This window comes from Pseudomonas sp. BP01 (genome assembly GCF_022760795.1).
GTDB classification, from domain to species: Bacteria; Pseudomonadota; Gammaproteobacteria; order Pseudomonadales; family Pseudomonadaceae; genus Aquipseudomonas; species Aquipseudomonas putida_Q.
The window spans coordinates 60,814-83,462 of the sequence record NZ_JAFBKA010000025.1; the positions used below are offsets into that span (position 1 = coordinate 60,814).

At 63.7% G+C, this 22,649-nt stretch carries 25 protein-coding genes and 1 pseudogene; 11 read left to right on the forward strand and 15 right to left on the reverse strand.

Annotated features, from left to right (window positions below):
* The first annotated feature begins 70 nt into the window (after positions 1–70).
* Both JOY50_RS20790 and JOY50_RS20795 read left to right on the forward strand, forming a co-directional pair.
* Positions 71–736 carry a TetR/AcrR family transcriptional regulator gene (locus tag JOY50_RS20790; protein WP_016502079.1) on the forward strand — a complete coding sequence of 222 codons (666 nt, stop codon included), beginning with the start codon at positions 71–73 and terminating at the stop codon, positions 734–736.
* Positions 737–771: 35 nt separating this feature from the next.
* Complete coding sequence (locus tag JOY50_RS20795) at positions 772–1,626, forward strand: sulfurtransferase (RefSeq protein ID WP_019473225.1); 855 nt, start codon at positions 772–774, stop codon at positions 1,624–1,626.
* 174 nt (positions 1,627–1,800) lie between these two features.
* Here the strand turns inward: JOY50_RS20795 and JOY50_RS20800 are convergent, their stop codons facing one another.
* From JOY50_RS20800 to JOY50_RS20820, 5 genes and pseudogenes are all read right to left on the reverse strand, one after another.
* The gene (locus tag JOY50_RS20800; protein WP_138737089.1) at positions 1,801–2,793 is read right to left on the reverse strand and encodes a hydrolase; all 993 of its coding nucleotides are present in this window, start codon (positions 2,791–2,793) and stop codon (positions 1,801–1,803) included.
* Between the two features lie 123 nt (positions 2,794–2,916).
* Positions 2,917–3,063, reverse strand: a pseudogene (locus tag JOY50_RS20805) (insulinase family protein); the annotation flags it as partial.
* A gap of 95 nt (positions 3,064–3,158) precedes the next feature.
* Positions 3,159–3,761 (reverse strand): 16S rRNA (guanine(966)-N(2))-methyltransferase RsmD, encoded by a 603-nt coding sequence (gene rsmD, locus JOY50_RS20810; RefSeq protein ID WP_019473221.1) that lies wholly within the window; start codon positions 3,759–3,761, stop codon positions 3,159–3,161.
* Positions 3,761–5,251, reverse strand: coding sequence for a pitrilysin family protein (locus JOY50_RS20815; protein WP_132844934.1), 1,491 nt, complete (start codon positions 5,249–5,251; stop codon positions 3,761–3,763). Before JOY50_RS20815 ends, rsmD begins: the two co-directional genes overlap by 1 nt.
* Positions 5,244–6,599, reverse strand: a complete 1,356-nt coding sequence (locus tag JOY50_RS20820) for a pitrilysin family protein (RefSeq protein WP_019473528.1) — start codon at positions 6,597–6,599, stop codon at positions 5,244–5,246. The genes JOY50_RS20815 and JOY50_RS20820 overlap by 8 nt, the downstream gene beginning before the upstream one ends.
* A 231-nt stretch (positions 6,600–6,830) precedes the next feature.
* Between JOY50_RS20820 and ftsY the strand changes: the two genes are divergently transcribed.
* From ftsY to rpoH, 4 genes are all read left to right on the forward strand, one after another.
* Complete coding sequence (gene ftsY / locus JOY50_RS20825) at positions 6,831–8,414, forward strand: signal recognition particle-docking protein FtsY (protein ID WP_132844936.1); 1,584 nt, start codon at positions 6,831–6,833, stop codon at positions 8,412–8,414.
* Between the two features lie 2 nt (positions 8,415–8,416).
* Complete coding sequence (ftsE, locus tag JOY50_RS20830) at positions 8,417–9,088, forward strand: cell division ATP-binding protein FtsE (protein WP_012274659.1); 672 nt, start codon at positions 8,417–8,419, stop codon at positions 9,086–9,088.
* Positions 9,085–10,110: a permease-like cell division protein FtsX gene (ftsX, locus tag JOY50_RS20835; RefSeq protein ID WP_019473971.1), complete on the forward strand. Its 1,026-nt coding sequence runs from the start codon at positions 9,085–9,087 to the stop codon at positions 10,108–10,110. Before ftsE ends, ftsX begins: the two co-directional genes overlap by 4 nt.
* A gap of 111 nt (positions 10,111–10,221) precedes the next feature.
* On the forward strand, positions 10,222–11,076 hold the full coding sequence (gene rpoH, locus JOY50_RS20840; protein ID WP_003249083.1) for an RNA polymerase sigma factor RpoH: 855 nt from the start codon (positions 10,222–10,224) through the stop codon (positions 11,074–11,076).
* Positions 11,077–11,275: 199 nt separating this feature from the next.
* Here rpoH and mtgA read toward each other — a convergent pair whose 3' ends face one another.
* On the reverse strand, positions 11,276–11,986 hold the full coding sequence (gene mtgA / locus JOY50_RS20845) for a monofunctional biosynthetic peptidoglycan transglycosylase (RefSeq protein WP_026034526.1): 711 nt from the start codon (positions 11,984–11,986) through the stop codon (positions 11,276–11,278).
* Between the two features lie 64 nt (positions 11,987–12,050).
* Here mtgA and JOY50_RS20850 point away from each other — a divergent pair, with 64 nt between their 5' ends.
* From JOY50_RS20850 to trmB, 4 genes are all read left to right on the forward strand, one after another.
* Complete coding sequence (locus JOY50_RS20850) at positions 12,051–12,422, forward strand: DUF423 domain-containing protein (protein ID WP_019472079.1); 372 nt, start codon at positions 12,051–12,053, stop codon at positions 12,420–12,422.
* A 102-nt stretch (positions 12,423–12,524) separates the two neighbouring features.
* A complete protein-coding gene (gene thiS, locus JOY50_RS20855) occupies positions 12,525–12,725 on the forward strand; it encodes a sulfur carrier protein ThiS (RefSeq protein ID WP_033692437.1) in 201 nt (66 codons plus the stop codon).
* 54 nt (positions 12,726–12,779) lie between these two features.
* A complete protein-coding gene (locus JOY50_RS20860) occupies positions 12,780–13,592 on the forward strand; it encodes a thiazole synthase (protein WP_243055755.1) in 813 nt (270 codons plus the stop codon).
* 9 nt (positions 13,593–13,601) lie between these two features.
* Positions 13,602–14,324, forward strand: a complete 723-nt coding sequence (trmB, locus tag JOY50_RS20865; protein WP_004575478.1) for a tRNA (guanosine(46)-N7)-methyltransferase TrmB — start codon at positions 13,602–13,604, stop codon at positions 14,322–14,324.
* 623 nt (positions 14,325–14,947) lie between these two features.
* Here trmB and JOY50_RS20870 read toward each other — a convergent pair.
* The 9 genes from JOY50_RS20870 to JOY50_RS20910 form a co-directional block, all read right to left on the reverse strand.
* A complete protein-coding gene (locus tag JOY50_RS20870) occupies positions 14,948–15,274 on the reverse strand; it encodes a DUF3392 domain-containing protein (RefSeq protein WP_019472081.1) in 327 nt (108 codons plus the stop codon).
* 9 nt (positions 15,275–15,283) lie between these two features.
* Positions 15,284–16,459 carry a radical SAM family heme chaperone HemW gene (hemW, locus tag JOY50_RS20875; protein WP_138737812.1) on the reverse strand — a complete coding sequence of 392 codons (1,176 nt, stop codon included), beginning with the start codon at positions 16,457–16,459 and terminating at the stop codon, positions 15,284–15,286.
* Entirely contained in the window at positions 16,456–17,052 is a 597-nt protein-coding gene (gene rdgB / locus JOY50_RS20880; RefSeq protein ID WP_019097207.1) for an RdgB/HAM1 family non-canonical purine NTP pyrophosphatase, read from the reverse strand. The genes hemW and rdgB overlap by 4 nt, the downstream gene beginning before the upstream one ends.
* The gene (locus tag JOY50_RS20885) at positions 17,049–17,483 is read right to left on the reverse strand and encodes a DUF4426 domain-containing protein (protein ID WP_243055756.1); all 435 of its coding nucleotides are present in this window, start codon (positions 17,481–17,483) and stop codon (positions 17,049–17,051) included. The genes rdgB and JOY50_RS20885 overlap by 4 nt, the downstream gene beginning before the upstream one ends.
* A 22-nt stretch (positions 17,484–17,505) precedes the next feature.
* Positions 17,506–18,126: a methionine biosynthesis protein MetW gene (metW, locus tag JOY50_RS20890; RefSeq protein WP_003249106.1), complete on the reverse strand. Its 621-nt coding sequence runs from the start codon at positions 18,124–18,126 to the stop codon at positions 17,506–17,508.
* A 7-nt stretch (positions 18,127–18,133) separates the two neighbouring features.
* Positions 18,134–19,273 carry a homoserine O-acetyltransferase gene (locus tag JOY50_RS20895; protein WP_019472085.1) on the reverse strand — a complete coding sequence of 380 codons (1,140 nt, stop codon included), beginning with the start codon at positions 19,271–19,273 and terminating at the stop codon, positions 18,134–18,136.
* A gap of 88 nt (positions 19,274–19,361) precedes the next feature.
* Positions 19,362–19,952, reverse strand: a complete 591-nt coding sequence (locus JOY50_RS20900; RefSeq protein ID WP_019472086.1) for a YggT family protein — start codon at positions 19,950–19,952, stop codon at positions 19,362–19,364.
* A gap of 10 nt (positions 19,953–19,962) precedes the next feature.
* Entirely contained in the window at positions 19,963–20,781 is an 819-nt protein-coding gene (gene proC, locus JOY50_RS20905; RefSeq protein ID WP_243055757.1) for a pyrroline-5-carboxylate reductase, read from the reverse strand.
* A gap of 38 nt (positions 20,782–20,819) precedes the next feature.
* On the reverse strand, positions 20,820–21,506 hold the full coding sequence (locus tag JOY50_RS20910) for a YggS family pyridoxal phosphate-dependent enzyme (protein WP_019472088.1): 687 nt from the start codon (positions 21,504–21,506) through the stop codon (positions 20,820–20,822).
* A gap of 65 nt (positions 21,507–21,571) precedes the next feature.
* On the opposite strand from JOY50_RS20910, the gene JOY50_RS20915 reads away from it, so the two are divergent.
* Positions 21,572–22,570 carry a type IV pilus twitching motility protein PilT gene (locus JOY50_RS20915; protein ID WP_243055758.1) on the forward strand — a complete coding sequence of 333 codons (999 nt, stop codon included), beginning with the start codon at positions 21,572–21,574 and terminating at the stop codon, positions 22,568–22,570.
* Positions 22,571–22,649 lie beyond the last annotated feature (79 nt).

Sequence of the window (22,649 nt, forward strand, 5' to 3'; positions counted from 1 at the left end):
AACGGTGCATTCCACCTGTAATACGCCGTAAGATGACCCTTTGATGAAGCCCGCAGACTGGGAGCTGAGCATGGCCCCGCGCATGAAGACCCGAGAGCGCATCGTGCAGAACAGCCTGGAGCTGTTCAACCAGCAGGGCGAACGCAGCGTCAGTACCAACCACATTGCCGCGCACATGGAAATCTCGCCCGGCAACCTGTATTACCACTTCCCCAACAAGCAGGCGATCATTGCCCTGTTGTTCAGCCAGTATGAAGAACTGGTAGACAGCTTCCTGCGCCCGCCGCAAGGCCGCCAGGCAACCGTGGAGGACAAGCGCTTCTACCTCAAGGCCTTGCTGGCGGCGATGTGGAACTACCGCTTCCTGCACCGCGACCTGGAGCACCTGCTGGACAGCGACGCAGAGCTGGCCGCCCGTTACCGGCGTTTTTCCGAGCGCTGCCTGCGCCAGGGCCAGGCGATCTACCGCGGCTTTGTCGAGGCGGGCATCCTGACCATGGCGCCGGCGCAGATCGAATCGCTGACCATCAATGCCTGGATCGTGCTGACATCCTGGGTGCGGTTTCTAAGCACCACGCGTGAACATTCCGCGCACCTGGGTGAAGAAGCCTTCAAGCGGGGCGTCTACCAGGTACTGGTGCTGGAACTCGGCTACGTCACCGACCGTGCGCGCAGTGCTGTGGACGCCCTGTGCCAGGAATTCCATGTACCGTTCAACCAGGCTCTGGAACATTGACCCAGGGCCCTAGTGCCATCGATCAGGAGATTGTCATGCCCCTTGCGCAATTGATCACCCCGCAGCAGTTGGCCGAGCGTCTGGGCTCGCCCAAGTTGGTGATCCTCGACTGTCGCTTTGCCCTCGAGGATGTGGACTATGGCCAACGCAGCTATGCCCAGGGCCATATCGCCGGGGCGCATTTCGCCGACCTGGACCGCGACCTCAGCGGGCCGGTGAGCAAAGGGCGCACCGGGCGCCATCCATTGCCCGATGCGCACCGGCTGGTGGAGCGTCTGCGCGAGTGGGGCCTGGACAACGACAGCGAGGTGGTGCTTTACGACGACGGCCCCGGCGCCTTTGCGGCCAGGGCCTGGTGGCTGCTGGCCTGGTTGGGCAAGCGCAACGGCGTGGCGATCCTCGATGGTGGCCTGAAGGCCTGGCATGCGGCGCACCTGCCGTTGAGCCTGGACTCACCGCCCAAACGCGAAGGCACCTTCAGTGGTGAGCCGGATGCCAAGTTGCTGATTGATGCCGACCACTTGGGCAAGCGCCTGGGTAGCCCAGACCTGACCTTGATCGATGCGCGAGCCTTGCCGCGGTTTCGCGGTGAAGTTGAGCCGATCGACCCGGTGGCGGGGCATATTCCCGGGGCCCAGTGCGCGGCGTTTACCGACAACATTGGGGCAGATGGGCGTTTTTTGCCGGCGGATCAGCTCAAGCAGCGTTTTGCCGAAAAGCTCGGTGGGCGGGCGCCGGAGCAGCTGGTGTCTTACTGCGGATCAGGGGTGACGGCTTGCCATAACCTGTTTGCGATGGCACTGGCGGGGTATCCGCTGGGCAAGCTGTACGCCGGGTCGTGGAGCGAGTGGATCAACAACCCGCAGCATGCCGTGGCCACCGGCGAGTAAGCAGGCCCGGCCTCATCGCCGGCAAGCCAGCTCCCACAGGTACATCACTGCCCATCAGGGCTGTGCCCTACCTGAGGGAGCTATTGCCTTGCTCACAGTCCAAAGCTTGCGCGATCCCTGTGGGAGCTGGCTTGCCGGCGATGAGGCCGGTACTGCCAATGGAAACTGCGGTTCTTACTGGCCGTCGACCAGCCACTGCGGAATCCGCCGCTCCAGGTAGTACCCCGGGTTGCGCAGGGTGCCATCGACAAACCCCACATGGCCACCGCGGCGGTGCAGTTCGAAGTGGGTCTGGGGTGCCAGTTCACGGGCCGTAGGCAGGCTATGGCCGGACACGAACGGGTCATCGCTGGAGTGGATGATCAGCGTCGGCGTGCGGTTCTGGCCGAGGAAGAAGTGGCTCGATGAGCGGCGATAGTAGTCGTGCGCATCGCGAAAGCCGTTGAGCGGTGCAGTGACCTTGCCGTCGAAATCCCAGAACGTGCGCAAGTTGCCCAGCTGCCCCAGGCGCTCCAGCGCCGCCAGCCGTTCATGCTGGCCCTGGTCGTGGAAGTGGCGCTGCTTGAGCTGAACATACGCCAGCATCTCGCGCATGAAATGCGCCTGATAGACCTTGGAGAACCCCTGGCCGATACGGTCGGCACAGTGGTCCAGGCGAAAGGGCACCGACACGGCAACTGCCGCCTCCAGCTGGCTGGCAACGCCGCTTTCGCCCAGGTATTTCAACAGCACATTGCCACCCAGTGAGTAACCCACCGCATACAGCGGCGCCAACGGGCGCTGGGCGCGCAGGTGGCTGACAATTTCTGCCAGGTCTTCGCTGGCGCCGGAATGGTAGCTGCGCGGCAACAGGTTGGGCTCGCCTGAACAACCACGCCAGTTCACCGCCACGCTGGCCCAGCCGCGACCTTGCAACGCTTGCTGCAAGCCTTTCACGTAGGGTGATTGAGACGAACCGGTCAGCCCATGCAGCACCAGCACCAGTGGCGCCTGTGGCTGGTGCGGGCCGTGCCAGTCGAGGTCGATGAAGTCGCCGTCGGCCAGCCACAGGCGCTCGCGGTTGCGCTGCAGCTCAGGCAGCTTGCGCCACAACGGGCCCCACAGCGTCTGCAGGTGGGGGTTGGACAGGCCGATGGCCGGACGGAAGGTGGCGCTTAGGCTGGGCATGCTGGGCAACTCGTGATGTGCCTGCTTAGAGTGCCATGAAAAAGCGCCACAGTACCTGCGCTATTGGTCGGTGGCTGGCAGTGGTGCTCGCGAGATGCATTGTGCCGCAGCAGTTGGGTTTTTATCTTGGCTAGCGCGTCCGTGATACCAAAGCTGCACGCTGACCAGAGGTGCGCGGTTGTCTTCACGCAGGCAGGCGCGCAGGCCATTGGCGAGGGTAAAGGCACTTACCCGGCTAGCCGGTGTGGGCGGGGAGGGGCGTTCGGTCATGGTTGAAGTGCTCCTTCAAGAAGCAAAGGAGCAGTTTCAGCCACGCAGGCGGTGGGAGTGCGGTAACTAAAGTAAGCCAAACCCGATTTACGGGGTCATCCTCGCTGCCAGAGCGCGTAATGCACCTGGCCGGTTTTCTTCTCGCGGTGCAGGCGCCAGTTGCCGGGCATCGGCAGCGTCGACGGCGCCGCTTCGCTTTCGGTGTAGATCAGCGCCTGTTCGCCCAGCCACTGGTTCTGCTCCAGCAGGTTGCAGGTGTTGGCCAGCAGGTCCTGGTGGAACGGCGGGTCGAGGAACACCACGTCGAACTGTTGCTTGGCCGGGCCTTGCAAATAGCGCAGGGCATCGGTTTGCAGGATTTGCCCGCGCGGGCAACGCAGGATCTCGAGGTTGTTCTTCAGGTTGCCAATCGCCGCCGGGTTGCTGTCCAGTGCCACGGCATCCTTGGCGCCGCGAGACAGGGCCTCGAGCACCAGGGCGCCGCTGCCGGTGAAGGCATCCAGTACCCGGGCACCCTCGATGTGCGGCGCCAGCCAGTTGAACAGGGTTTCGCGCACGCGGTCAGGCGTTGGCCGCAGGCCTTCGCCTTCCGGTACCGCCAGGCGGCGGCTACGCCATTCGCCGGCGATGATGCGCAGGTGGCCCTGGCCCTTGCTTTGGCCCGATTGCGGGCGGGCGGGAGGGGTGGATCTTGGCATTAGTGCTCCGGTACCCCGAGCGCTTGCTCGGAGGGCTTGTCAGTGGGTGCTGGCAGCGGTTTTTGTGGCACTTTCGGGCCTACGGTGACGATCACCAGTTTATCGGCTGACAGGTGTTTGTTCATGGCCGCCCTGACCTGCTCGACGGTGAGGGCCTGGGACTGCTGCATGAAGTCCTCCAGCCAGGTCATTGGCAGATTGTAGAAGCCGATTGCGCCCAACTGGCCGACGATGCTGGCGTTGCTGGCATTGGACAGCGGGAAGCTGCCGGCCAGTTCGCGCTTGGCGTCGTCCAGCTCTTGCTGGGTGGGGCCTGTCTTGAGGTAGTCGGCAAGAATGTCCTGCACCAGCTTGAGCGTGCCTTCACTGAGCTCGGCACGGGTCTGCAGGTTGATCATGAACGGGCCGCGCACCTGCATGGGGCTGAACACCGAGTACACGCCGTAGGTCAGGCCACGCTTTTCACGCACTTCGCTCATCAGCCGGGTACCGAAGGCGCCACCACCGAGGATCTGGTTACCCAGCGACAAGGCTGGCCAATCCGGGTCCTGGCGGTCGATACCAAGCTCGGCCAGCATGAGGTGAGTCTGTTTGGACGGGAAGTCGATGTGGGTCAGGCCGGCCTTGGCTTCGCTGGGCTGGGCCGGTGCGGCAAGCGCCGGGCCCTTGGGCAGGCCCGCGGAAACCTGGGCGGCGATGGCTTCGGCCTCGGCACGGCTGAGGTCGCCGACCAGGGCGATTACTGCGTTGCCGCCGGTATAAGCCTTGGCGTGGAAGGCGCGCAGTTGTGCCAGGGTAATGCCGTTGATGGTGTCTGCGGTGCCATCGCTTGGGTGGGCGTAAGGGTGGTCACCATAGAGGTTGCCGAACAGCGCCTTGCCAGCGATTTTGCCGGGGTTCTGCTTCTCGTATTCGAAGCCGGCCAGCATCTGGTTCTTGATGCGCTTGAGGGCGTCCTCAGGGAAGGTCGGCTTGCCGGCCACTTCGGTAAACAGCTTGAGCGCAGGTTCGCGCTTGTCCTTGATGCTGAGGCTGCGCAGCGATGCCACGGCCATGTCGCGGTAGGAGCCGTTGCCAAAGTCTGCGCCCAGGCCCTCGAAACCTTCGGCGATGGCGGTCACGTCCTTGCCGGCCACACCCTCGTTGAGCATGGCGTTGGTCAGCGCCGCCACGCCGGGTGTTCCGGCGTCCTGGCTGCTGCCGGCGGCGAAGGTGACGCGCAGGTCGAACATCGGCAGTTCGCGTGCTTCCACGAACAGCACACGGGCGCCTTCAGCGGTGCTCCAGTGCTGGATGTTCAGCTGGCGCCGGCTGGGTGCCTTGCCATCCAGCTCGGCCAGCGACTGCAAGGTGTTGGCCGGGCGGGCGGCGCTGGTGTCCGCCTTGGCGGCGTTGTCGGCCATGGCCGGGGCGGCCAGCACTGCCGCCAGTGCCAGGGCGCGGATGCCCGTGGCCAGCAGGGTTGGGCGCGGTGCGCGACGATCACTCATGAGCGGACTCCTCGGGCAGTACATGGGCAACGCTCAGGCGTTCACGGGTGAAATAGGTGCGCGCGGCGTTCTGGATGTCCTGCGGGGTGACACGCTTGAGCTCGTCCAGCTCGCTGTCGATCAGTTTCCAGGACAGGCCGACGGTTTCCAGCTGGCCGATGGTGGTGGCCTGGCTGCTGATGGAGTCGCGGTCGTAAACCAGGCCGGCAATGACCTGGGCGCGCACGCGTTCGAGCTCTTCAGCGCTGGGCGGGGTGGTCTTGAGTTCTTCAAGCAACTGCCAGATGCCTTTCTCGACATCGTCGAGGGTTTTCTGCTTTTGCACATTCGGCGTGGCCGAGATCAGGAACAGGCTGTCGCCGCGGGTGAAGGCGTTGTAGCTGGACGAGGCGCCGGCCACCAACTCCTGGCCACGCTCCAGGCGTGCCGGCATGCGGGCGCTGTAGCCGCCGTCGAGCAGTGCCGAGATCAGGCGCAGGGCATGCACGGTGCGCGGGTCCTTGGCGGTGGGCAGGCCGGGCACATTGAAGCCATAGATCAGGCTGGGCAGCTGGGTGCGTACGTGCAGGGTCAGCTGGCGCTGGCCAGGCTCGGCCAGCTCCAGTGGCAGCTTGGCCGGCGGTACGGCACGCTTTGGAATGCTGCCGAAGTACTTCTGCGCCAGGCCCTTGACCTCGTCAGCGGTGACATCGCCGACCACCACCAGGGTGGCATTGTTGGGGGCGTACCAGGATTCATACCAGTGGCGCAGTTCCTCGACCTTCATGCGCTCCAGATCCGCCATCCAGCCAATGGTCGGCGTGTGGTAGCCGCTGGCGGGGTAGGCCATGGCGCGGAACAGCTCGAACGCCTTGGAGTTGGGCTGATCGTCGGTGCGCAGGCGGCGTTCTTCCTTGATTACCTCGATTTCACGGCTGAACTCGTCGGCCGGCAGGCGCAGGCTGGCCAGGCGGTCGGCCTCCAGCTCCAGGGCGACCGGCAGGCGGTCGCGGGCCAGCACCTGGTAATAGGCGGTGTAATCGTCGCTGGTGAAGGCGTTTTCTTCGGCACCCAGGTCACGCAGGATGCGCGAAGCTTCGCCGGGGCCGACCTTGGCGCTGCCCTTGAACATCATGTGTTCCAGCGCATGGGACAAACCGGTCTGGCCCGGGGTTTCGTAGCTGGAGCCGACCTTGTACCAGATCTGCGAGACCACCACCGGGGCGCGATGGTCTTCGCGCACGACCACCTTCAGGCCATTGTCGAGGATGAATTCGTGGGTGGGTTGCACATCGGCGGCGAAGGCCGCAAGCGGCAGGCAGAGCGTGCCGAGCAACAGGCCAGCGGCGCGGCGGGCTAGAGCATTCATAAGGTGTTTAACCTGTTCGGCGGCCCGCTGGGTTTAGCGTCGGCGGGCCAGGAGGTGCTAGGATACTGATCCGGTTGCCTGGCGACCATGCCTGTCGCCGTTCTGGCCCACAGGACACTAAGACAAAACGTTGCGCATGAACCAGCCGGCTTCAAGATAGTCTGTTCTGCGTAGAGAGAATTCCCGATGTGCCATTGCTGGCTCATCGCTACCCTGAGATAGCCGTCCTCCATGTTTGGTTCCAACGACGACAAGAAAGCGCCGGCCGAGGCTGGCGAGAAGAAAGGCCTGTTCAGCTGGTTTCGCAAGAAGCCGCAGCAACCTGTCGCCGAACAGCCACAAGCCCCTGAGCCCCAGGCTGCAGAGCCTGTAGCGCCGCCGTCCGCCGTCGAGCAGCCTGAAGCTGCTCCGGTCGAACCGGTGGTTTCTGAAGCACCCGCAACTGCAACTGAGGTTCCTCGGGCTGCTGAGCCAGCACCTGCCCCGGTGGTTGCGCCAGTCCTTGAGCCAGTACCTGCCCCGGTGGCCGCCCCAGTCCTTGAGCCGGCACCTGCCCTGGTGGTTGCCCCGGTCCCTGAGCCTGCACCTGCCCCAGTGGTTACCCCGGCTTCTGAGCCTGCCCCGGCCCTTGTGGGAGCGGGCGTGCCCGCGAATGCGGAGCCTGCCGCCCCGCAGCTCGAAACCTCTGCGCCAGTAGCAGCCCCGGCCATTCAAACCGTCGAACCCCCGGTCAGCAACCTGGTACTGCCCGTTGCCGAGGAGCCCGTCGCTCTCGTCCCTGACCTGGAGCCGAAAGCCCCGCCAGCGATCCCCGAGCGTCCGGCAGCAGAGCCGGTGCAACCAGAGCCCGAGCCTGTGGCTGCTGCCGCAACCGTTACCGAACAAGCCAAACCCGGCTTCTTTGCCCGCCTGAAGCAGGGCCTGTCCAAGACCAGCGCCAGCATCGGCGAAGGCATGGCCAGCCTGTTCCTCGGCAAGAAGGTCATCGACGACGACCTGCTCGACGAAATCGAGACCCGCCTGCTGACCGCCGACGTCGGTGTGGAAGCCACCTCGGCCATCGTCCAGAACCTGACCCAAAAGGTTGCCCGCAAGCAGCTGGCCGACGCCGACGCGCTTTACAAGTCGCTGCAGGAAGAACTGGCCGCGTTGCTGCGCCCGGTCGAGCAGCCGCTGAAAGTGCAGGCGCAGAACAAACCCTATGTCATCCTCGTGGTTGGGGTGAACGGCGCCGGCAAGACCACCACCATCGGCAAGCTGGCGAAAAAGCTGCAGCTGGAAGGCAAGAAAGTCATGCTGGCTGCGGGTGACACCTTCCGTGCCGCAGCGGTCGAGCAGCTGCAGGTGTGGGGTGAGCGTAACCAGATTCCGGTGATCGCCCAGCACACCGGCGCCGACTCCGCGTCGGTGATCTTCGACGCCGTGCAGGCCGCCAAGGCCCGTGGCGCCGACGTGTTGATCGCCGACACTGCCGGCCGGCTGCACACCAAAGACAACCTGATGGAAGAGCTGAAGAAGGTCCGCCGGGTCATCGGCAAGCTCGACGCCGATGCGCCCCACGAGGTGCTGCTGGTACTCGACGCCGGCACCGGCCAGAACGCCATCAGCCAGGCCAAGTACTTCAACCAGAGCGTTGAACTGACCGGCCTGGCCCTGACCAAGCTGGACGGCACCGCCAAAGGCGGGGTGATCTTCGCCCTGGCCAAGCAGTTCAACATCCCGATCCGCTTCATCGGTGTTGGTGAAGGCATCGACGACCTGCGTACCTTCGAAGCCGAGCCGTTCGTCAAGGCTCTGTTCGCCGAGCGAGACTGACCATGATCCGATTCGAACAGGTTGCCAAGCGCTATCCCAACGGTCATGTGGGTTTGCATGAGCTGAGTTTCCGGGCGCGCCGGGGCGAATTCCTGTTCGTCACCGGCCACTCGGGTGCCGGCAAGAGCACCTTGCTGCGTCTGTTGCTGGCCATGGAGCGCCCGACCAGCGGCAAGCTCATGTTGGCCGGGCAGGACCTGGGCCAGATAAGCAACGCGCAGATCCCGTTCCTGCGTCGGCAGATCGGCGTGGTGTTCCAGAATCACCAGCTGTTGTTCGACCGCACGGTGTTCAACAACATCGCCTTGCCACTGCAGATTCTCGGCTTGTCCAAGGCCGAGATCGCCAAGCGCGTGGATTCGGCGCTGGAGCGCGTTTCGCTGTCCGACAAGGGCGAACTGTTCCCCGCCGACCTGTCCACCGGGCAGCAGCAGCGGGTGGGTATCGCCCGCGCCATCGTTCACCAGCCGGCCCTGCTGCTGGCCGACGAACCCACCGGTAACCTCGACCCGCGCCTGGCAGCAGAGATCATGGGCGTGTTCGAGGACATCAACCGGCTGGGCACCACGGTATTGATCGCCAGCCATGACCTGGCACTGATTGCGCGCATGCGCCACCGTATGCTGACCTTGCAGCGCGGCCGCTTGATCGGCGATGGGGAGGCCGGGCAATGAGCACTATACGTACGCCAAAGGTTTCCGAGCGGGTTGCGCCAAAGCCGGCCGACCCGCAACCGGAGAAGAAAAAGCGCGGCGAGGACGATGACGGCCCGGATTTCCGCACACTGCTGCATGCCTGGCTGGAAAGCCACCGTGCCAGCATGGCCGACAGCCTGCGCCGCCTGGGCAAGCAGCCGATCGGCAGCTTTTTCACCTGCCTGGTGATGGCGGTGGCGCTGAGCATGCCCATGGGCCTGTCGTTGCTGCTGAAGAACGTCGAGCAGCTGGGCGGTTCGTGGCAGCGCGCTGCGCAGATTTCGCTGTACCTCAAGCTCGATGCCGGCAGCCGCGATGGTGAAGCGCTGCGCGACGAGATCAAGGGCATGCCTGGGGTGGCGGACGCGCAATTTGTCAGCCGCGAGCAGGCGCTGGAGGAATTCCAGCAGCAGTCCGGGCTGGGCGAGGCCCTGCGCGAACTGCCCGACAACCCGCTGCCTGGCGTGGTGGTAGTGACCCCGACCGAGGTCGACAAGCCGGCCCTGGACGCCTTGCGTCAGCGCCTGTCGGAACTGCCGCGGGTGGAAGTGGCGCAACTTGACCTGGTGTGGGTCGAGCGCCTGGCGGCCATCCTCAAACTGGGTGACCGCTTCGTCTTCGGCCTGGCCGTGATGCTGATTTCTGCCCTGCTGTTAGTAATCGGTAACACAATTCGTCTACACATTGAAAACCGCCGTGTCGAGATCGAAGTGATCAAGCTGGTAGGCGGCACTGACGCCTACGTGCGCCGGCCTTTCCTGTACATGGGCGCCTTGTATGGCCTGGGTGCGGGGCTGCTGGCGTGGGGTATCCTGGCATTTGGCCTGAACTGGCTCAACGACGCGGTTGTAGGGCTTTCCGGGCTGTACGGCAGTGACTTCGCTCTGGGCGGGGTGCCGGCGTCCGATGGTCTGTCGCTCTTGATCGGAGCGGTGCTGTTGGGGTATATCGGTGCATGGATTGCCGTCGCTCGTCATCTGAACGAGCTGGCGCCGCGATAGTTTTTACGTGCCAGCATTGACATTTTCTTCACCGCGGAACTTGTACCGTCGTTCCAGGTCAATGTTGGCAGCGCCCACAAGGCGCGAGTTTAGTAAGTCGGAGGTTCTTGAATGACCACATCGTTGCAACCTGCCTATGCCCTGGTACCCGGTGCAAACCTGGAAGCCTACGTGCACACGGTCAACAGCATCCCGCTGCTGACGGTCGAGCAGGAGCGTGATCTGGGCGAGCGTCTCTATTATGAGCAGGATGTCGAGGCCGCTCGTCAAATGGTGATGGCCCACCTGCGTTTCGTCGTACATATCGCCCGCAGCTATGCAGGCTACGGGCTGGCCCAGGCTGACCTGATCCAGGAAGGCAACGTCGGCCTGATGAAGGCCGTCAAGCGCTTCAACCCGGAAATGGGCGTGCGCCTGGTGTCGTTCGCCGTGCACTGGATCAAGGCAGAGATCCACGAGTTCATCCTGCGCAACTGGCGCATCGTCAAGGTGGCCACCACCAAGGCCCAGCGCAAGCTGTTCTTCAACCTGCGCAGCCAGAAGAAGCGTCTGGCCTGGCTGAACAACGACGAAGTGCATCGCGTGGCGGAAAGCCTCGGCGTCGAGCCACGTGAAGTGCGCGAGATGGAAAGCCGCCTCAGCGGCCAGGACATGGCCTTCGATCCGGCAGCAGAGGCTGACGACGACAGCGCCTTCCAGTCGCCTGCGCATTACCTGGAAGACCACCGTTACGACCCGGCGGTGCAGCTGGAGGATGCCGACTGGAGCGACAACTCCACCAGCAACCTGCACGAAGCGCTGCAGGGGCTGGACGAACGTAGCCGCGATATTCTCTACCAGCGCTGGTTGGCGGAAGAGAAGGCCACGTTGCATGAGCTGGCAGACAAGTACAGCGTATCGGCTGAGCGGATTCGCCAGCTGGAGAAGAATGCGATGAACAAGGTCAAGGCATTGATCGCTGCCTGATCGAGCCTGGCTGCAAACAAAGCCGCTTGCCTGGATAAGGTGAGCGGCTTTTTTTTGCCGGTGAGATTTTGTTTTTGCCGGTGAGATTTTGCGGCCGCTTTGCGGCCCATCGCGACACAAGGCCGCTCCTACACGGGGCGGCGGTCGCCTGCGGGAGCGGCCTTGTGTCGCGATGGGCTGCGCAGCAGCCCCAAAAAGCTCAAAGCTTGCGCGAAGTATCGAGCTGCATCAGGTAGCTGGGCCCGCCCAACTGGCTCATCTGCCGGCGAATCCACCCCGCCCGGCTAGCCACATAGGCGCTCGGCCGGCTGGCACTCCACTTGATTGGGCTTGGCAGCACCGCAGCCAGTTGTGCGGCCTGCTGGCGGCTGAGCCGGCTGGCATCGACACCAAAGTGATAACGCGCCGCCGCCTGGGCACCAAACACGCCCTTGCCCCATTCGGCACTGTTCAGGTAAACCTCGAGAATGCGCTCTTTCGACCAGAACAGCTCGATCAGCGCGGTGAACCAGGCCTCCAGCCCTTTACGGAACCAGCTGCGCCCGGACCACAGGAACAGGTTTTTGGCCACTTGCTGGGTCAGGGTGCTGGCACCGCGCACACTGCCGCCACGCTCGTTGTAGGCCAGTGCGGCCTGGATAGCCGGGATGTCGAACCCCCAGTGGCTGGCGAACTTCTGGTCCTCGCCGGCGATAACGGCAACCTTCAGCTCATCGGAGATGTTCTCCCACGGCTCCCAGTCGCGCTGCAGGTCGATCGGCTCGCCATTGACCCAGGACTGGACCTTGCGCTCGACCATCAGCGCCGTGCCGGGCGGTGGCACCCAGCGGAACACCAGCACCAGCACGATGCTGCCGGCAGCGAACCAGAGCAGGGCGCGGGAGAGGCGACGGATAAGGGTTGGCAGCATGTCGATGGCTTGGCCGTACGGGTGGAAGGGGCCATTATACAGACCCGATACAAGGAGTCGTCCCATGCTTCGCAGCTTCCTGATGCTTGCCGCCTTTTTCGGCTTTACCGGGGTCGCCCTGGGTGCCTTCGCTGCCCACGGCCTGAAAAGCCGGTTGACGGCAGACTACCTGGCGATCTTCCACACGGGCGTGACCTACCAGCTGGTGCATGCCTTGGCGATCTTCGGTGTCGCCGTGCTCTCGGTGCACCTGCCCGGGCGCCTGATCGGCTGGGCTGGCGGCCTGTTTGCCTTAGGCATCGTGCTGTTCTCCGGCAGCCTGTACCTGCTGACCCTCAGCGGCCTGGGCAAGCTGGGCATCATCACGCCGATCGGCGGCCTGTGCTTCCTGGCCGGCTGGCTGTGCCTGGGCCTGGCAGCCTGGCGGCTGGGCTGACCGAGTGGTCCACAATCGCGACTAATGGCGTGCACCGGCCTTGGGTTGCAGGTGGGTTCGGCGCTAGAATGCGGGCCCCAAAGAACAATGGTGGCCGTGCGCATGCGCATTCAACTGAACGGTGAACCTTACGAACTGCCTGCTGGCGAAAGCGTTGCAGCCCTGCTGACGCGCCTGGAACTGACCGGGCGCCGTGTGGCAGTAGAGCTGAACCTGGACATCGTGCCGCGCAGCCAGCACGACAGCACGCTGCTGAACGACGGCGACCAGGTCGAAGTGGTCCACGCCATCGGTGGTGGCTGACAGCAGCCCGGCGGTTTACAAGCAAGCCCAGCAACCTATTCCCGAGGAACAACGATGAGCAACGTTCGTAGCGACAAGCCCTTCACCCTGGCCAGGCGCACTTTCCAGTCGCGCCTGCTGGTCGGCACCGGCAAGTACCGTGACATGGAAGAAACCCGTTTGGCCACCGAGGCCTCGGGTGCCGAAATCGTCACCGTCGCCGTACGCCGCACCAACCTGGGCCAGAATGCGGGCGAGCCGAACCTGCTCGACGTACTGTCGCCCGACAAGTACACCATCCTGCCGAACACCGCAGGCTGCTTTGACGCGGTGGAAGCGGTGCGCACCTGCCGTCTGGCTCGTGAACTGCTGGACGGGCGCAAGTCGCACGAATCCCGCACGCTGGTAAAGCTGGAAGTGCTGGCCGACCAGAAAACCCTGTTCCCCAACGTGATCGAAACCCTCAAGGCCGCCGAAGTGCTGGTCAAGGAAGGTTTCGACGTGATGGTGTACACCAGCGACGACCCGATCATCGCCCGTCAGCTGGCTGAAGCCGGCTGCATCGCGGTCATGCCGCTGGCTGGCCTGATTGGCACCGGCCTGGGTATCTGCAACCCCTACAACCTGCAGATCATCCTGGAAGAGTCCAAGGTGCCGGTGCTGGTCGATGCCGGTGTGGGTACCGCTTCCGACGCCACCATCGCCATGGAAATGGGCTGCGAGGCAGTGCTGATGAACTCGGCCATCGCCCACGCCCAGCAGCCGGTGCTGATGGCCGAAGCCATGAAGCACGCCATTGTCGCCGGTCGCATGGCCTACCTGGCCGGCCGTATGCCGAAGAAACTCTATGCCAGCGCCTCTTCGCCGCTGGATGGTCTGATCAAGTAAGAGCTCCTGATGACTGAATCGCACGATACGCCGATCACCCCCGACGGCGAAGCCCGCCCACACCGCCGCATCAAGAGCTTCGTGATGCGCGCCGGGCGCATGACCGAAGGCCAGCAACGCGGCCTGGACCAGGGCGGCCCGCTGTACATCCTGCCGCTGGCTGACAGCCCGGTGGACTACGACCAGGTGTTCGGCCGTTCGGCGCCGCGTACCCTGGAGATCGGCTTCGGCATGGGCCATTCCCTGCTGGAAATGGCGGCTGCTGCGCCTGAACAGGATTTTATTGGTGTAGAAGTGCACCGCCCGGGTGTTGGCGCGCTGCTCAACGGTGTACTGACCCAGGGCCTGAAGAACCTGCGGGTGTACGACTGCGATGCCATCGAAGTGCTGAATCGCTGTGTGGCGGACAACAGCCTCGACCGCCTGATGCTGTTCTTCCCAGACCCTTGGCACAAGGCGCGTCACCACAAGCGCCGCATCGTCCAGCTGGAGTTTGCCGAGCTGGTACGTCGCAAGCTCAAGCCCGGTGGCGTGTTCCACATGGCCACCGACTGGGAGCCGTATGCCGAGTACATGCTGGAAGTAATGAGCGCCGCCCCGGGCTATCGCAACCGTGCAGCCGACGGCACCTACGTGCCACGCCCCGAAGAGCGCCCGATCACCAAGTTCGAACGCCGCGGCGAGCGGCTGGGGCATGGGGTGTGGGATTTGAAGTTCGAGAAGGTGGATTGATCGGCTGGGTAAGCCTTTCGATGTGCTGAGGTCTGCTGAAACTGCAGACAAAAAAACCGCTCTGAGAAGAGCGGTTTTTTTGTGAGCGGTAGGACTGAGTATCCGTCGCTCAGGTCTTCACTGAAAACTCACACGGTCCACGGATCATAGGAAGGCTTGGATGCCGCGTCAATGCCCGGAAATCTTTAGCATCACGTGTGTCGGAGTGGTTAACAGTCTTGATCGGAGAATGCGAGTACCATCGCGCTGCTCCCGTTTAAGGGTATTCAGTGATGGGCCGGGTAGGAGAAGAATTCTGCTTTCGGCCCCTTCGACGCGGCTTGAGAACCGTGCCGGTGATGCTTTTCGAAGGGCCATTGACCTTGCCACTTCACTGAAGACTTACACGGTTTTCGAAGGCATCGAAGTGCCGGTTAGATGCTGGAAGATTGGCCCGCCAACACGGAGGCCAAGGCATATGAAGCGTTTGCTTGATGCGCTGAGCCGCGTTTGGAAGCTCATTCGGATCTTGATTGTGCTCAAGACCGTTCGGGACTTCATGCGTGACCACTTCGATGATGCCCGTTAAGGGCTAGTCAGGTGGTAGGGCTGCCCTGGTTTCCCGGGGCAGCTTTTTGCAACCCTTAGCCTCGGCGATCAGCCACCACACCAATCAACACCAGCACCACCAGCAACACCGGCGCCAGCGCGTAGTTGTTGAACTGTGCCAACCCCTTCACCACCCACGGCGTGGCATAGATCAGCGCCGCACCGCTGCCGATCATCACCATCAACGCCATGAACGGCACCCGCAGTGCACCCGCCAGGCCACCCAGGCGTTGTTCGGCCCAGGCTTTCACATCGCTGCCGAACAGCACCAGCAGGCAGCCTACCAAGGCCAGTGAAATCTCCGACAGGTTGCCGCGGCTCCAGCGGGAAACCGTCGCGAGCAGATCAAGTACCAGATCCATGGGTCATCCTTAGGTCAAGAAATACTGCAGCAGGTCATTGAGGAACAACTGGCCCCTTGGCGTGGCTACCAGTCGATCCGGTTCGACCTGTAAAAGGCCTTTTTGTTCGGCGGCGCGGCGTGCCTCGCGCAGCTGTGCCAGCGGCAAACCGGTGCGCTGGGTGAACAGTTCCGCTTCCACGCCATCGGTAAGCCGCAAGGCGTTCATCAGGAACTCGAACGGCAGCTCGTCGACCGGCAGCAGCTTCTCGCCGGCCTTGAACGGCTTGGCCAGGTTCAGGTAGTCCTTGGGCAGGCGGGTTTTCCAGGTGCGCAGGATGCGGCCATCGGCGAAGGTCAGCTTGCCGTGGGCACCGGCACCGATGCCGATAAAGTCGCCAAAGCGCCAGTAGTTGAGGTTGTGCTGGGCTGCACGGCCCGCCTGGGCATAGGCCGAGACCTCGTATTGGCGATAGCCGTGCTCGGCCATCAGTGCCTGGCCGGCCTCCTGGATGTCCCAGAGGATGTCGTCCTCGGGCAGCTCTGGCGGCTGGTTCCAGAACACCGTGTTCGGTTCCACGGTCAGCTGGTACCACGACAGGTGTGTCGGGCCCAGGTCGATGGCCTGGCGCAGGTCGCCCAGCGCGTCATCCAGAGACTGGTCGGGCAGGCCGTGCATCAGGTCCATGTTGAAGTTGTCGAAGCCGGCAGCACGCGCCATGCCGGCAGCACGGACCGCTTCGTCGCCATTGTGGATGCGTCCCAGCGCCTCCAGCTTGGCGGCCTGGAAGCTCTGAACGCCGATGGACAGGCGGTTGATGCCGGTTTGCCGGTAGGCCTTGAACTTGTCCTGCTCGAACGTGCCCGGGTTGGCCTCCAGGGTGATTTCGATGTCTGGCGCGAACGGGATGCGTTGTTCCACGCCGCGCAGCAGCCGGCCCAGGGCATCGGCACTGAACAGGCTGGGCGTACCGCCACCAAAGAAGATCGAGCTGATCGGGCGGCCCTGTACCGCGGCCAGCTCCTGGTCGAGGTCGTCCAGCAGGGCCGTGACGTAGGCGTCTTCCGGCAGTTCAGGCCCGGCAGCGTGGGAGTTGAAGTCGCAGTAAGGGCATTTGCGTACGCACCACGGGATGTGGATGTACAGCGCCAGCGGCGGCAGGCTGGTAAAGGCCGCCGCGCCGGGAGAAGACAGCATTTCGATCATGCCAGGCCCAGACGTTGGCGCAGCAGGGCCATGGCACGGGCGCGGTGGCTGAGCTGGTTTTTATCTACCGGGGCCAGGTCGGCGCTGGAGCAGTTGCGCTCCGGTACCCAGAACAGCGGGTCGTAGCCGAAACCGTGCTCGCCGCTAGCCTCGAACAGGATGCTGCCGTGCCACAGGCCTTCGCACAGGATCGGCAGCGGGTCATCGGCATGGCGCACCAGCGCCAGGACGCAGACGAACTGCGCGCCGCGCTCGGCCTCGGGCACGTCTTTCAGGGCCTCGAGCAGCTTGGCGTTGTTCGCTGCGTCACCCTTGCCGTCGGCATAGCGTGCCGAGTAGATGCCCGGCGCACCCCCGAGGAAGTCCACGGCCAGGCCGGAATCGTCGGCCAAGGCGGGCAGGCCGGAAATACGCGCGGCGTTGCGTGCCTTGAGGATGGCGTTCTCGACGAACGACAGGCCGGTTTCTTCCGGCTCGACCTGGCTGAACTCGCCAATCGAGCGCAGCTGCACGGACTGGCCGAGCATGGCCTGGAGTTCCTTGAGTTTGCCGGCGTTATGGCTGGCCAATACGAGTTGCTGGAAATTCATCATTCGCCTGGGAACACGTCCTGGTTGAAGCTGAGGGAGTTACTGATGCCGCCCGTTTCGATGTTCAGGTCGAAGGTGACGGTTTCTGCCTGGTCGATCTTGAACTGGGCGATGTAGTACACCGCGCCCTGTTCGGTAACCTGCTTGAACGACAGCGGGCTGCTGCGCCCGGTCAGGTCCTTGACCGTGCCGCTGACCACCGCCATGGCAGGTTTGTCGGCCTTGAGCACGGCAATGTTGAGCACGCCCTGGTTCTTGCTGCGTACCAGGCCGGTGGCGGCGGCCACCTCGGGTGTAAGCATGCTCGACGTGAATGCGCTGTAATGCACCGTCACGTTGCCAAACACTTCCTTGCGCTCGGGCCGGGCGGCATCGGCAGCCAGTACTGGCAATGCCAGGCACAGGCTGATCAGGAACAGGGCTAGGCGACGCATGGGGCGATTCCTCCGGTGGGCGTCAGACGGCGAGCTGGTGCTCTTGCAGGCCCGGGCTGCTGACGCGATAGATGCCGATCTCACCTAGAAGATTAGGCCATAGCCGGCCACCCCACCCGTTGCGGTGCAAGTGGTCGACGGCCAGGCGGTCCAGGACCTTGGCCCTGCGTTCGTGCACCAGCTCTTCGAAGTCGGCGAAGGTGCAGAAGTGGATGTTCGGCGTGTTGTACCAGGTATACGGCATGAAGTCCGATACCGGCATGCGGCCTTTGGTCGCCAGGTACCAGCGGCAGCGCCAGTGGCCGAAGTTGGGGAAGGTGATGATGCACTGGCGGCCCACGCGCAGCATCTCGTCGAGGATGCGGTCGGGGTACTCCACGGCCTGCAGGGCCTGGGTCATGATCACTACGTCGAAACTGTTGCTGGCGAAGTTGCCCAGGCCCTTGTCCAGGTCCTGCTCGATGACGTTGACGCCTTTGGCCACGCAGGCGGCAATATTGTCGGCGTCGATTTCCAGGCCATAGCCGGTGACCTGTTTACGGTCACGCAGCGAGGCCAGCAGTTCGCCGCTGCCGCAGCCCAGGTCAAGTACCCGGCTGCCGGCGGGGATCCAGTCGTGGATGATTTCCAGATCGGCTCTCATGCTGTCCTCAGATGGCAATGCGGTTCATGTAGTTCGAGAAACCCTGCATGTAGCGAGGCGTGGGGATCAGGAAGGCATCGTGCCCGTAAGGCGATTCGATCTCCAGGTAGCAGACGTTCTTGCGCGCAGCCATCAGGGCGTCGACGATCTCGCGCGAGCGGGCCGGCGAGAAGCGCCAGTCGGTGGTGAACGACATGATGCAGTAATCCGCCTTCACGTGAGCCAGGGTGGCAGCCAGGTCACCGCCTTGGGCAGCAGCCGGATCGAAGTAGTCCAGCGCCTTGGTCATCAGCAGGTAGGTGTTGGCGTCGAAACGGCCGGAAAACTCCTCGCCTTGGTAGCGCAGGTAGCTTTCGACCTGGAACTCGACGCTGTGGAAGTCGTAGTTGAGCTTGTCGCTTTTAAGCTCACGGCCGAATTTTTCACCCATCGAGTCGTCGGACAGGTAGGTGATGTGACCGACCATGCGTGCCAGCATCAGGCCGCGCTTGGGAATCACACCCTGATCCTGGAACGAACCGCCGTGGAATTCAGGGTCGGTGAGGATTGCCTGGCGAGCCACTTCGTTGAAGGCGATGTTCTGCGCCGACAGCTTGGGCGCCGAGGCGATGTCGACGCAGTGGCGCACACGCTCCGGGTAGCTGATGGTCCATTGCAGTGCCTGCATGCCGCCCAGGCTGCCGCCGACGACAGCGGCCCATTGCTGGATGCCCAGGCGTTCGCCCAGGCGCACCTGGCTGTGCACCCAGTCCTCTACGGTGAGTACCGGGAAGTCGGCGCCGTAAGGCTTGCCCGTGGCCGGGTTGACGCTGCTGGGGCCGGTGCTGCCGTTGCAGCCGCCGAGGTTGTTCAGGCTGACCACGAAGAAGCGGTTGGTGTCGATCGGTTTGCCAGGGCCGATGCAGCTGTCCCACCAGCCCGGTTTGCGGTCGGTGGCGGCATGGTAGCCGGCGGCATGGTGGTGGCCGGACAGGGCATGGCAGATCAGCACGGCGTTGCTCGCGCTGGCGTTCAGGGTGCCATAGGTCTCGTAGACCAGCTCGTAACTGGCCAGGGAGCGGCCACAAGCCAGTGCCAGCGGTTCATCGAACCGGGCGGTTTGCGGTACTACCAGACCGACGGAATCTTCGGGAAAGACAGTGGACATCGACCCTGCTCACGCTTGACGGAGGCGTAAGTCTAAAGAGCGCTACCCCCAGCGGCAAGCAAAGGCTTGCCGCTGGAAGCAACCAGAGTCAGATCATGCGCCACAGTTCTTGTGGCATGCCCGCGTAGGCGGCCAGCGGGGGCATGACGAACGACTGGAGCACCTGGATCGCCAGGAAGGCGAAGATCGGCGAGATGTCCATGCCGCCCAGGTTGGGCACGATGCGGCGGAACGGTGCGAGCACCGGCTCGCTGATCTGGTAGGCCAGTTCGGCTGCCGGGTTGTGGCTGTTGGGGGCGACCCACGAGACGATCACCATGACGATCATCGCCACCCAGAAGATCTTCAGGAACAGCGAAGTGATACCAATGATCGCCCACATCAGCAGGTGCAGGACATCACCGAAGGTGCCGTAGGTGACCATCAGCACGAAGCCCATCAGCAGGGCCTGGATGATGACCGCCAGCAACAGCGACGAGGTATCCAGCCCGCCGATGCTGGGGATGATCCGGCGGATCGGCTTGAGCAGCGGCTGCGTGGCGCGCACCGCGAACTGGCACAGCGGGTTATAGAAGTTGGCTTTGACCAGTTGCAGGACAAAACGCAGCAGGACGATCACCAGGTAGAGGCTGACCAGGGTTTGCACCACGAAGATCGCAGCGCCGGACAGTGCATTCATCTAAAGCTCCTTATTTGCCCAGTTGTTCGGCCAGCTCGGCGGAGCGCGTGGCCGCAGCCTGCAGCGCCTGCTCGACGATGGCTTCGAAGCCGCTGGCCTGGAACGACTTGATCGCAGCTTCGGTGGTGCCGGCGGGCGAAGTGACGCGGCGGCGCAGCTCGGCGGCATCGACATCGCTGGCAACCGCCATACGGGCAGCACCCAGGGCGGTCTGCAAGGTCAGCTGGGAAGCGGTTTCACGTGGCAGGCCGAGTTTTTCGCCTGCGGCGGTCATGGCCTCGATCAGCAGGAAGAAGTACGCAGGGCCGCTGCCGGATACAGCGGTCACTGCGTCCAGTTGTTGTTCCTGCTCCAGCCACAGGGCGGTGCCGACGGCCGATAGTAGTTGTTCGGCCTGCTGGCGCTGCTCGTCTGACACTTCAGCAGTGGCGTACAGGCCGCTTACGCCCTGGCGCAGCAGCGCAGGGGTATTGGGCATGCAGCGCACCACCGGGCGAGTGCCCACCCAGCTTTGCAGGCTGGCACAGGTGATGCCGGCGGCGATGGAAACGATCAGCTGGCCATCCTGCAGGTTGGGTTGCAGCATCTGGCACACGGCTTTCATGACCTGCGGCTTGACCGCCAGCACGATGACGTCGGCGCCGTCGATGGCCTGGGCGTTGTTCTCGAACGTTTCGATGCCGTGCTCGGCCTGGATGCGGGTGCGGGTCTCGGCGCCCGGGTCGCTGGCGCGGATCTGCGAGGCGTCCAGGCCCTGGGCACGCAAACCACCGATCAGGCTGGCGGCCATGTTGCCGGCGCCGATAAAGGCAATACGTGTCTTGCTCATGTCAGGTCCTTGTGGGGAAGAGTGAGTAAAGCATGGAGTCAGTTTTGGCCGTAGTCGCGAGCACCGAAAAGGGCGGTGCCGATGCGTACCCAGGTCGCACCTTGTGCAATAGCCGCTTCCAGGTCGTGGCTCATGCCCATGGACAGGGTGTCCAGGCCAAGGCCCAGGCTTTCCTGCAACTGGCGCAAGCGGGCGAAGGCAGCCTCCTGGGCTGCGCGGTCGTCGGTGGGCTCGGGAATTGCCATCAACCCGCGCAAGCGCAGGTTGGGCAGCCCGGCCACTGCCTTGGCCAAGGCCGGAAGGTCAGCGGGGGCGCAGCCAGACTTGCTGTCTTCGCCGCTCACGTTCACTTGCAGGCAGAGGTTCAGTGGCGCCAGGCCGGCAGGGCGCTGCTCGGACAGGCGTTGGGCAATTTTCAGGCGGTCCACGGAATGCACCCAGTCGAAATGCTCGGCGATGGCTTTGGTCTTGTTCGACTGAATGGGGCCGATGAAGTGCCAGATCAAGGGCAGGTCGCTTAGCGCCTGCTGCTTTGTCAGCGCTTCCTGTAGGTAGTTTTCCCCGACATCGCGCACGCCAGCGGCGTGGATCTCGCGAATGGCGCTGGCGGGCTTGGTCTTGCTCACAGCCAGCAACTGGACGCTGGCCGGATCGCGCCCGGCAGCCTGCGCAGCGCTGGCGATACGGGCGGAAATAGCGGAAAGGTTGTCTGCTAGGGTGGACATGGACGGATGCCGGCGGCTGTAGGGTCTGCGGCATTCTACCTACTTGAAGGCCTTTGGGGAGTCTCATGGATGTGACCGACCTGTTGGCCCGGGCCGTGAATGCGGGGGCTTCGGACCTGCACCTGGCGGCGGGCCAGATCCCGATGCTGCGCCTGGAGGGTGACTTGCAGCGCATGAATTTCCCGGCGCTGGTCCCGGCAGACCTGGCCGAGGGCATGGCGCCCTGGCTGGCTGAACACCAAAGGCGGCAGTGGGCCGAGGGCGATGAGCTGGACTTGGCGCTTGAGTTGCCGGCGCTTGGCCGCTTTCGGCTGAACCTGTTTCGCCAACTGAACGGCCCTGGGGTTACCTTCAGGCTGATCCCGGGGCGGATCGCCACGCTGGATGAGCTCGACCTGGGGGATGTGTATCAAGCTGTTGCGCAATGCACTGATGGCCTGATCCTGGTAGGTGGGCCTACCGGCAGTGGCAAGTCCAGCACCCTGGCGACGTTGATCGACCAGCTGAACCGCGAACGGGCGCTGCATATCATCACTCTCGAAGACCCGGTCGAAGTTATCCACAGGAGCCAGCGTAGCCTGATCAACCAGCGTGAGATTGGTCGCCATAGCGGTGGCTTCGCCCAGGGGCTGCGCAGTGCACTACGTCAGGACCCGGATGTGATCATGATCGGTGAGCTGCGTGACCTGGAATCCGTTCGCCTGGCCTTGCGCGCAGCCGAGACCGGGCACCTGGTGCTGGCGACCGTGCATACGCGTTCGGCGGCCAGCAGCATTGACCGGCTGGTGGAGGTGTTTGCTGCCGAGGAAAAGCCCTTGGTGCGGGCGATGTTGGCCGAGTCGTTGCGCCTTGTGGTGGTGCAGACGCTGCTCAGGCGTGTGGGCGGTGGGCGGGTGGCGGCGCGGGAAGTGCTGGTGATGACGCCGGCGGTGCGCAACCTGGTTCGGGAGGGGCGAATGGCGCAGTTGTGTTCGGTGATGCAGGGCGGGGCGGCGCAGGGGATGCGGACGATGGAAGGGGCGATGCGGGAGTTGAAGCAGAGGGGTTTTATCGGGGATCTCTAGTGCTTGTTCGGCCCTATCGCCGGCAAGCCAGCTCCCACAGGTTCCCCACAACTCTCGAAAGCTGTGGTGTGCCTGTGGG

Excerpts from the sequence above, each read along its gene's own strand:
- proC (WP_243055757.1), bottom strand. The coding sequence starts at position 20,781 with ATGAGCAAGACACGTATTGCCTTTATCGGCGCCGGCAACATGGCCGCC.
- JOY50_RS20915 (WP_243055758.1), top strand. The coding sequence starts at position 21,572 with ATGGATGTGACCGACCTGTTGGCCCGGGCCGTGAATGCGGGGGCTTCG.
- rpoH (WP_003249083.1), top strand. The coding sequence starts at position 10,222 with ATGACCACATCGTTGCAACCTGCCTATGCCCTGGTACCCGGTGCAAAC.
- JOY50_RS20790 (WP_016502079.1), top strand. The coding sequence starts at position 71 with ATGGCCCCGCGCATGAAGACCCGAGAGCGCATCGTGCAGAACAGCCTG.
- thiS (WP_033692437.1), top strand. The coding sequence starts at position 12,525 with ATGCGCATTCAACTGAACGGTGAACCTTACGAACTGCCTGCTGGCGAA.
- rsmD (WP_019473221.1), bottom strand. The coding sequence starts at position 3,761 with ATGCCAAGATCCACCCCTCCCGCCCGCCCGCAATCGGGCCAAAGCAAG.
- rdgB (WP_019097207.1), bottom strand. The coding sequence starts at position 17,052 with ATGATGAATTTCCAGCAACTCGTATTGGCCAGCCATAACGCCGGCAAA.
- JOY50_RS20895 (WP_019472085.1), bottom strand. The coding sequence starts at position 19,273 with ATGTCCACTGTCTTTCCCGAAGATTCCGTCGGTCTGGTAGTACCGCAA.
- JOY50_RS20885 (WP_243055756.1), bottom strand. The coding sequence starts at position 17,483 with ATGCGTCGCCTAGCCCTGTTCCTGATCAGCCTGTGCCTGGCATTGCCA.
- JOY50_RS20800 (WP_138737089.1), bottom strand. The coding sequence starts at position 2,793 with ATGCCCAGCCTAAGCGCCACCTTCCGTCCGGCCATCGGCCTGTCCAAC.
- JOY50_RS20910 (WP_019472088.1), bottom strand. The coding sequence starts at position 21,506 with ATGTCCACCCTAGCAGACAACCTTTCCGCTATTTCCGCCCGTATCGCC.
- JOY50_RS20860 (WP_243055755.1), top strand. The coding sequence starts at position 12,780 with ATGAGCAACGTTCGTAGCGACAAGCCCTTCACCCTGGCCAGGCGCACT.
- ftsX (WP_019473971.1), top strand. The coding sequence starts at position 9,085 with ATGAGCACTATACGTACGCCAAAGGTTTCCGAGCGGGTTGCGCCAAAG.
- mtgA (WP_026034526.1), bottom strand. The coding sequence starts at position 11,986 with ATGCTGCCAACCCTTATCCGTCGCCTCTCCCGCGCCCTGCTCTGGTTC.
- ftsY (WP_132844936.1), top strand. The coding sequence starts at position 6,831 with ATGTTTGGTTCCAACGACGACAAGAAAGCGCCGGCCGAGGCTGGCGAG.
- trmB (WP_004575478.1), top strand. The coding sequence starts at position 13,602 with ATGACTGAATCGCACGATACGCCGATCACCCCCGACGGCGAAGCCCGC.
- JOY50_RS20900 (WP_019472086.1), bottom strand. The coding sequence starts at position 19,952 with ATGAATGCACTGTCCGGCGCTGCGATCTTCGTGGTGCAAACCCTGGTC.
- ftsE (WP_012274659.1), top strand. The coding sequence starts at position 8,417 with ATGATCCGATTCGAACAGGTTGCCAAGCGCTATCCCAACGGTCATGTG.
- hemW (WP_138737812.1), bottom strand. The coding sequence starts at position 16,459 with ATGATCGAAATGCTGTCTTCTCCCGGCGCGGCGGCCTTTACCAGCCTG.
- JOY50_RS20870 (WP_019472081.1), bottom strand. The coding sequence starts at position 15,274 with ATGGATCTGGTACTTGATCTGCTCGCGACGGTTTCCCGCTGGAGCCGC.
- JOY50_RS20850 (WP_019472079.1), top strand. The coding sequence starts at position 12,051 with ATGCTTCGCAGCTTCCTGATGCTTGCCGCCTTTTTCGGCTTTACCGGG.
- JOY50_RS20815 (WP_132844934.1), bottom strand. The coding sequence starts at position 5,251 with ATGAGTGATCGTCGCGCACCGCGCCCAACCCTGCTGGCCACGGGCATC.
- metW (WP_003249106.1), bottom strand. The coding sequence starts at position 18,126 with ATGAGAGCCGATCTGGAAATCATCCACGACTGGATCCCCGCCGGCAGC.
- JOY50_RS20820 (WP_019473528.1), bottom strand. The coding sequence starts at position 6,599 with ATGAATGCTCTAGCCCGCCGCGCCGCTGGCCTGTTGCTCGGCACGCTC.
- JOY50_RS20795 (WP_019473225.1), top strand. The coding sequence starts at position 772 with ATGCCCCTTGCGCAATTGATCACCCCGCAGCAGTTGGCCGAGCGTCTG.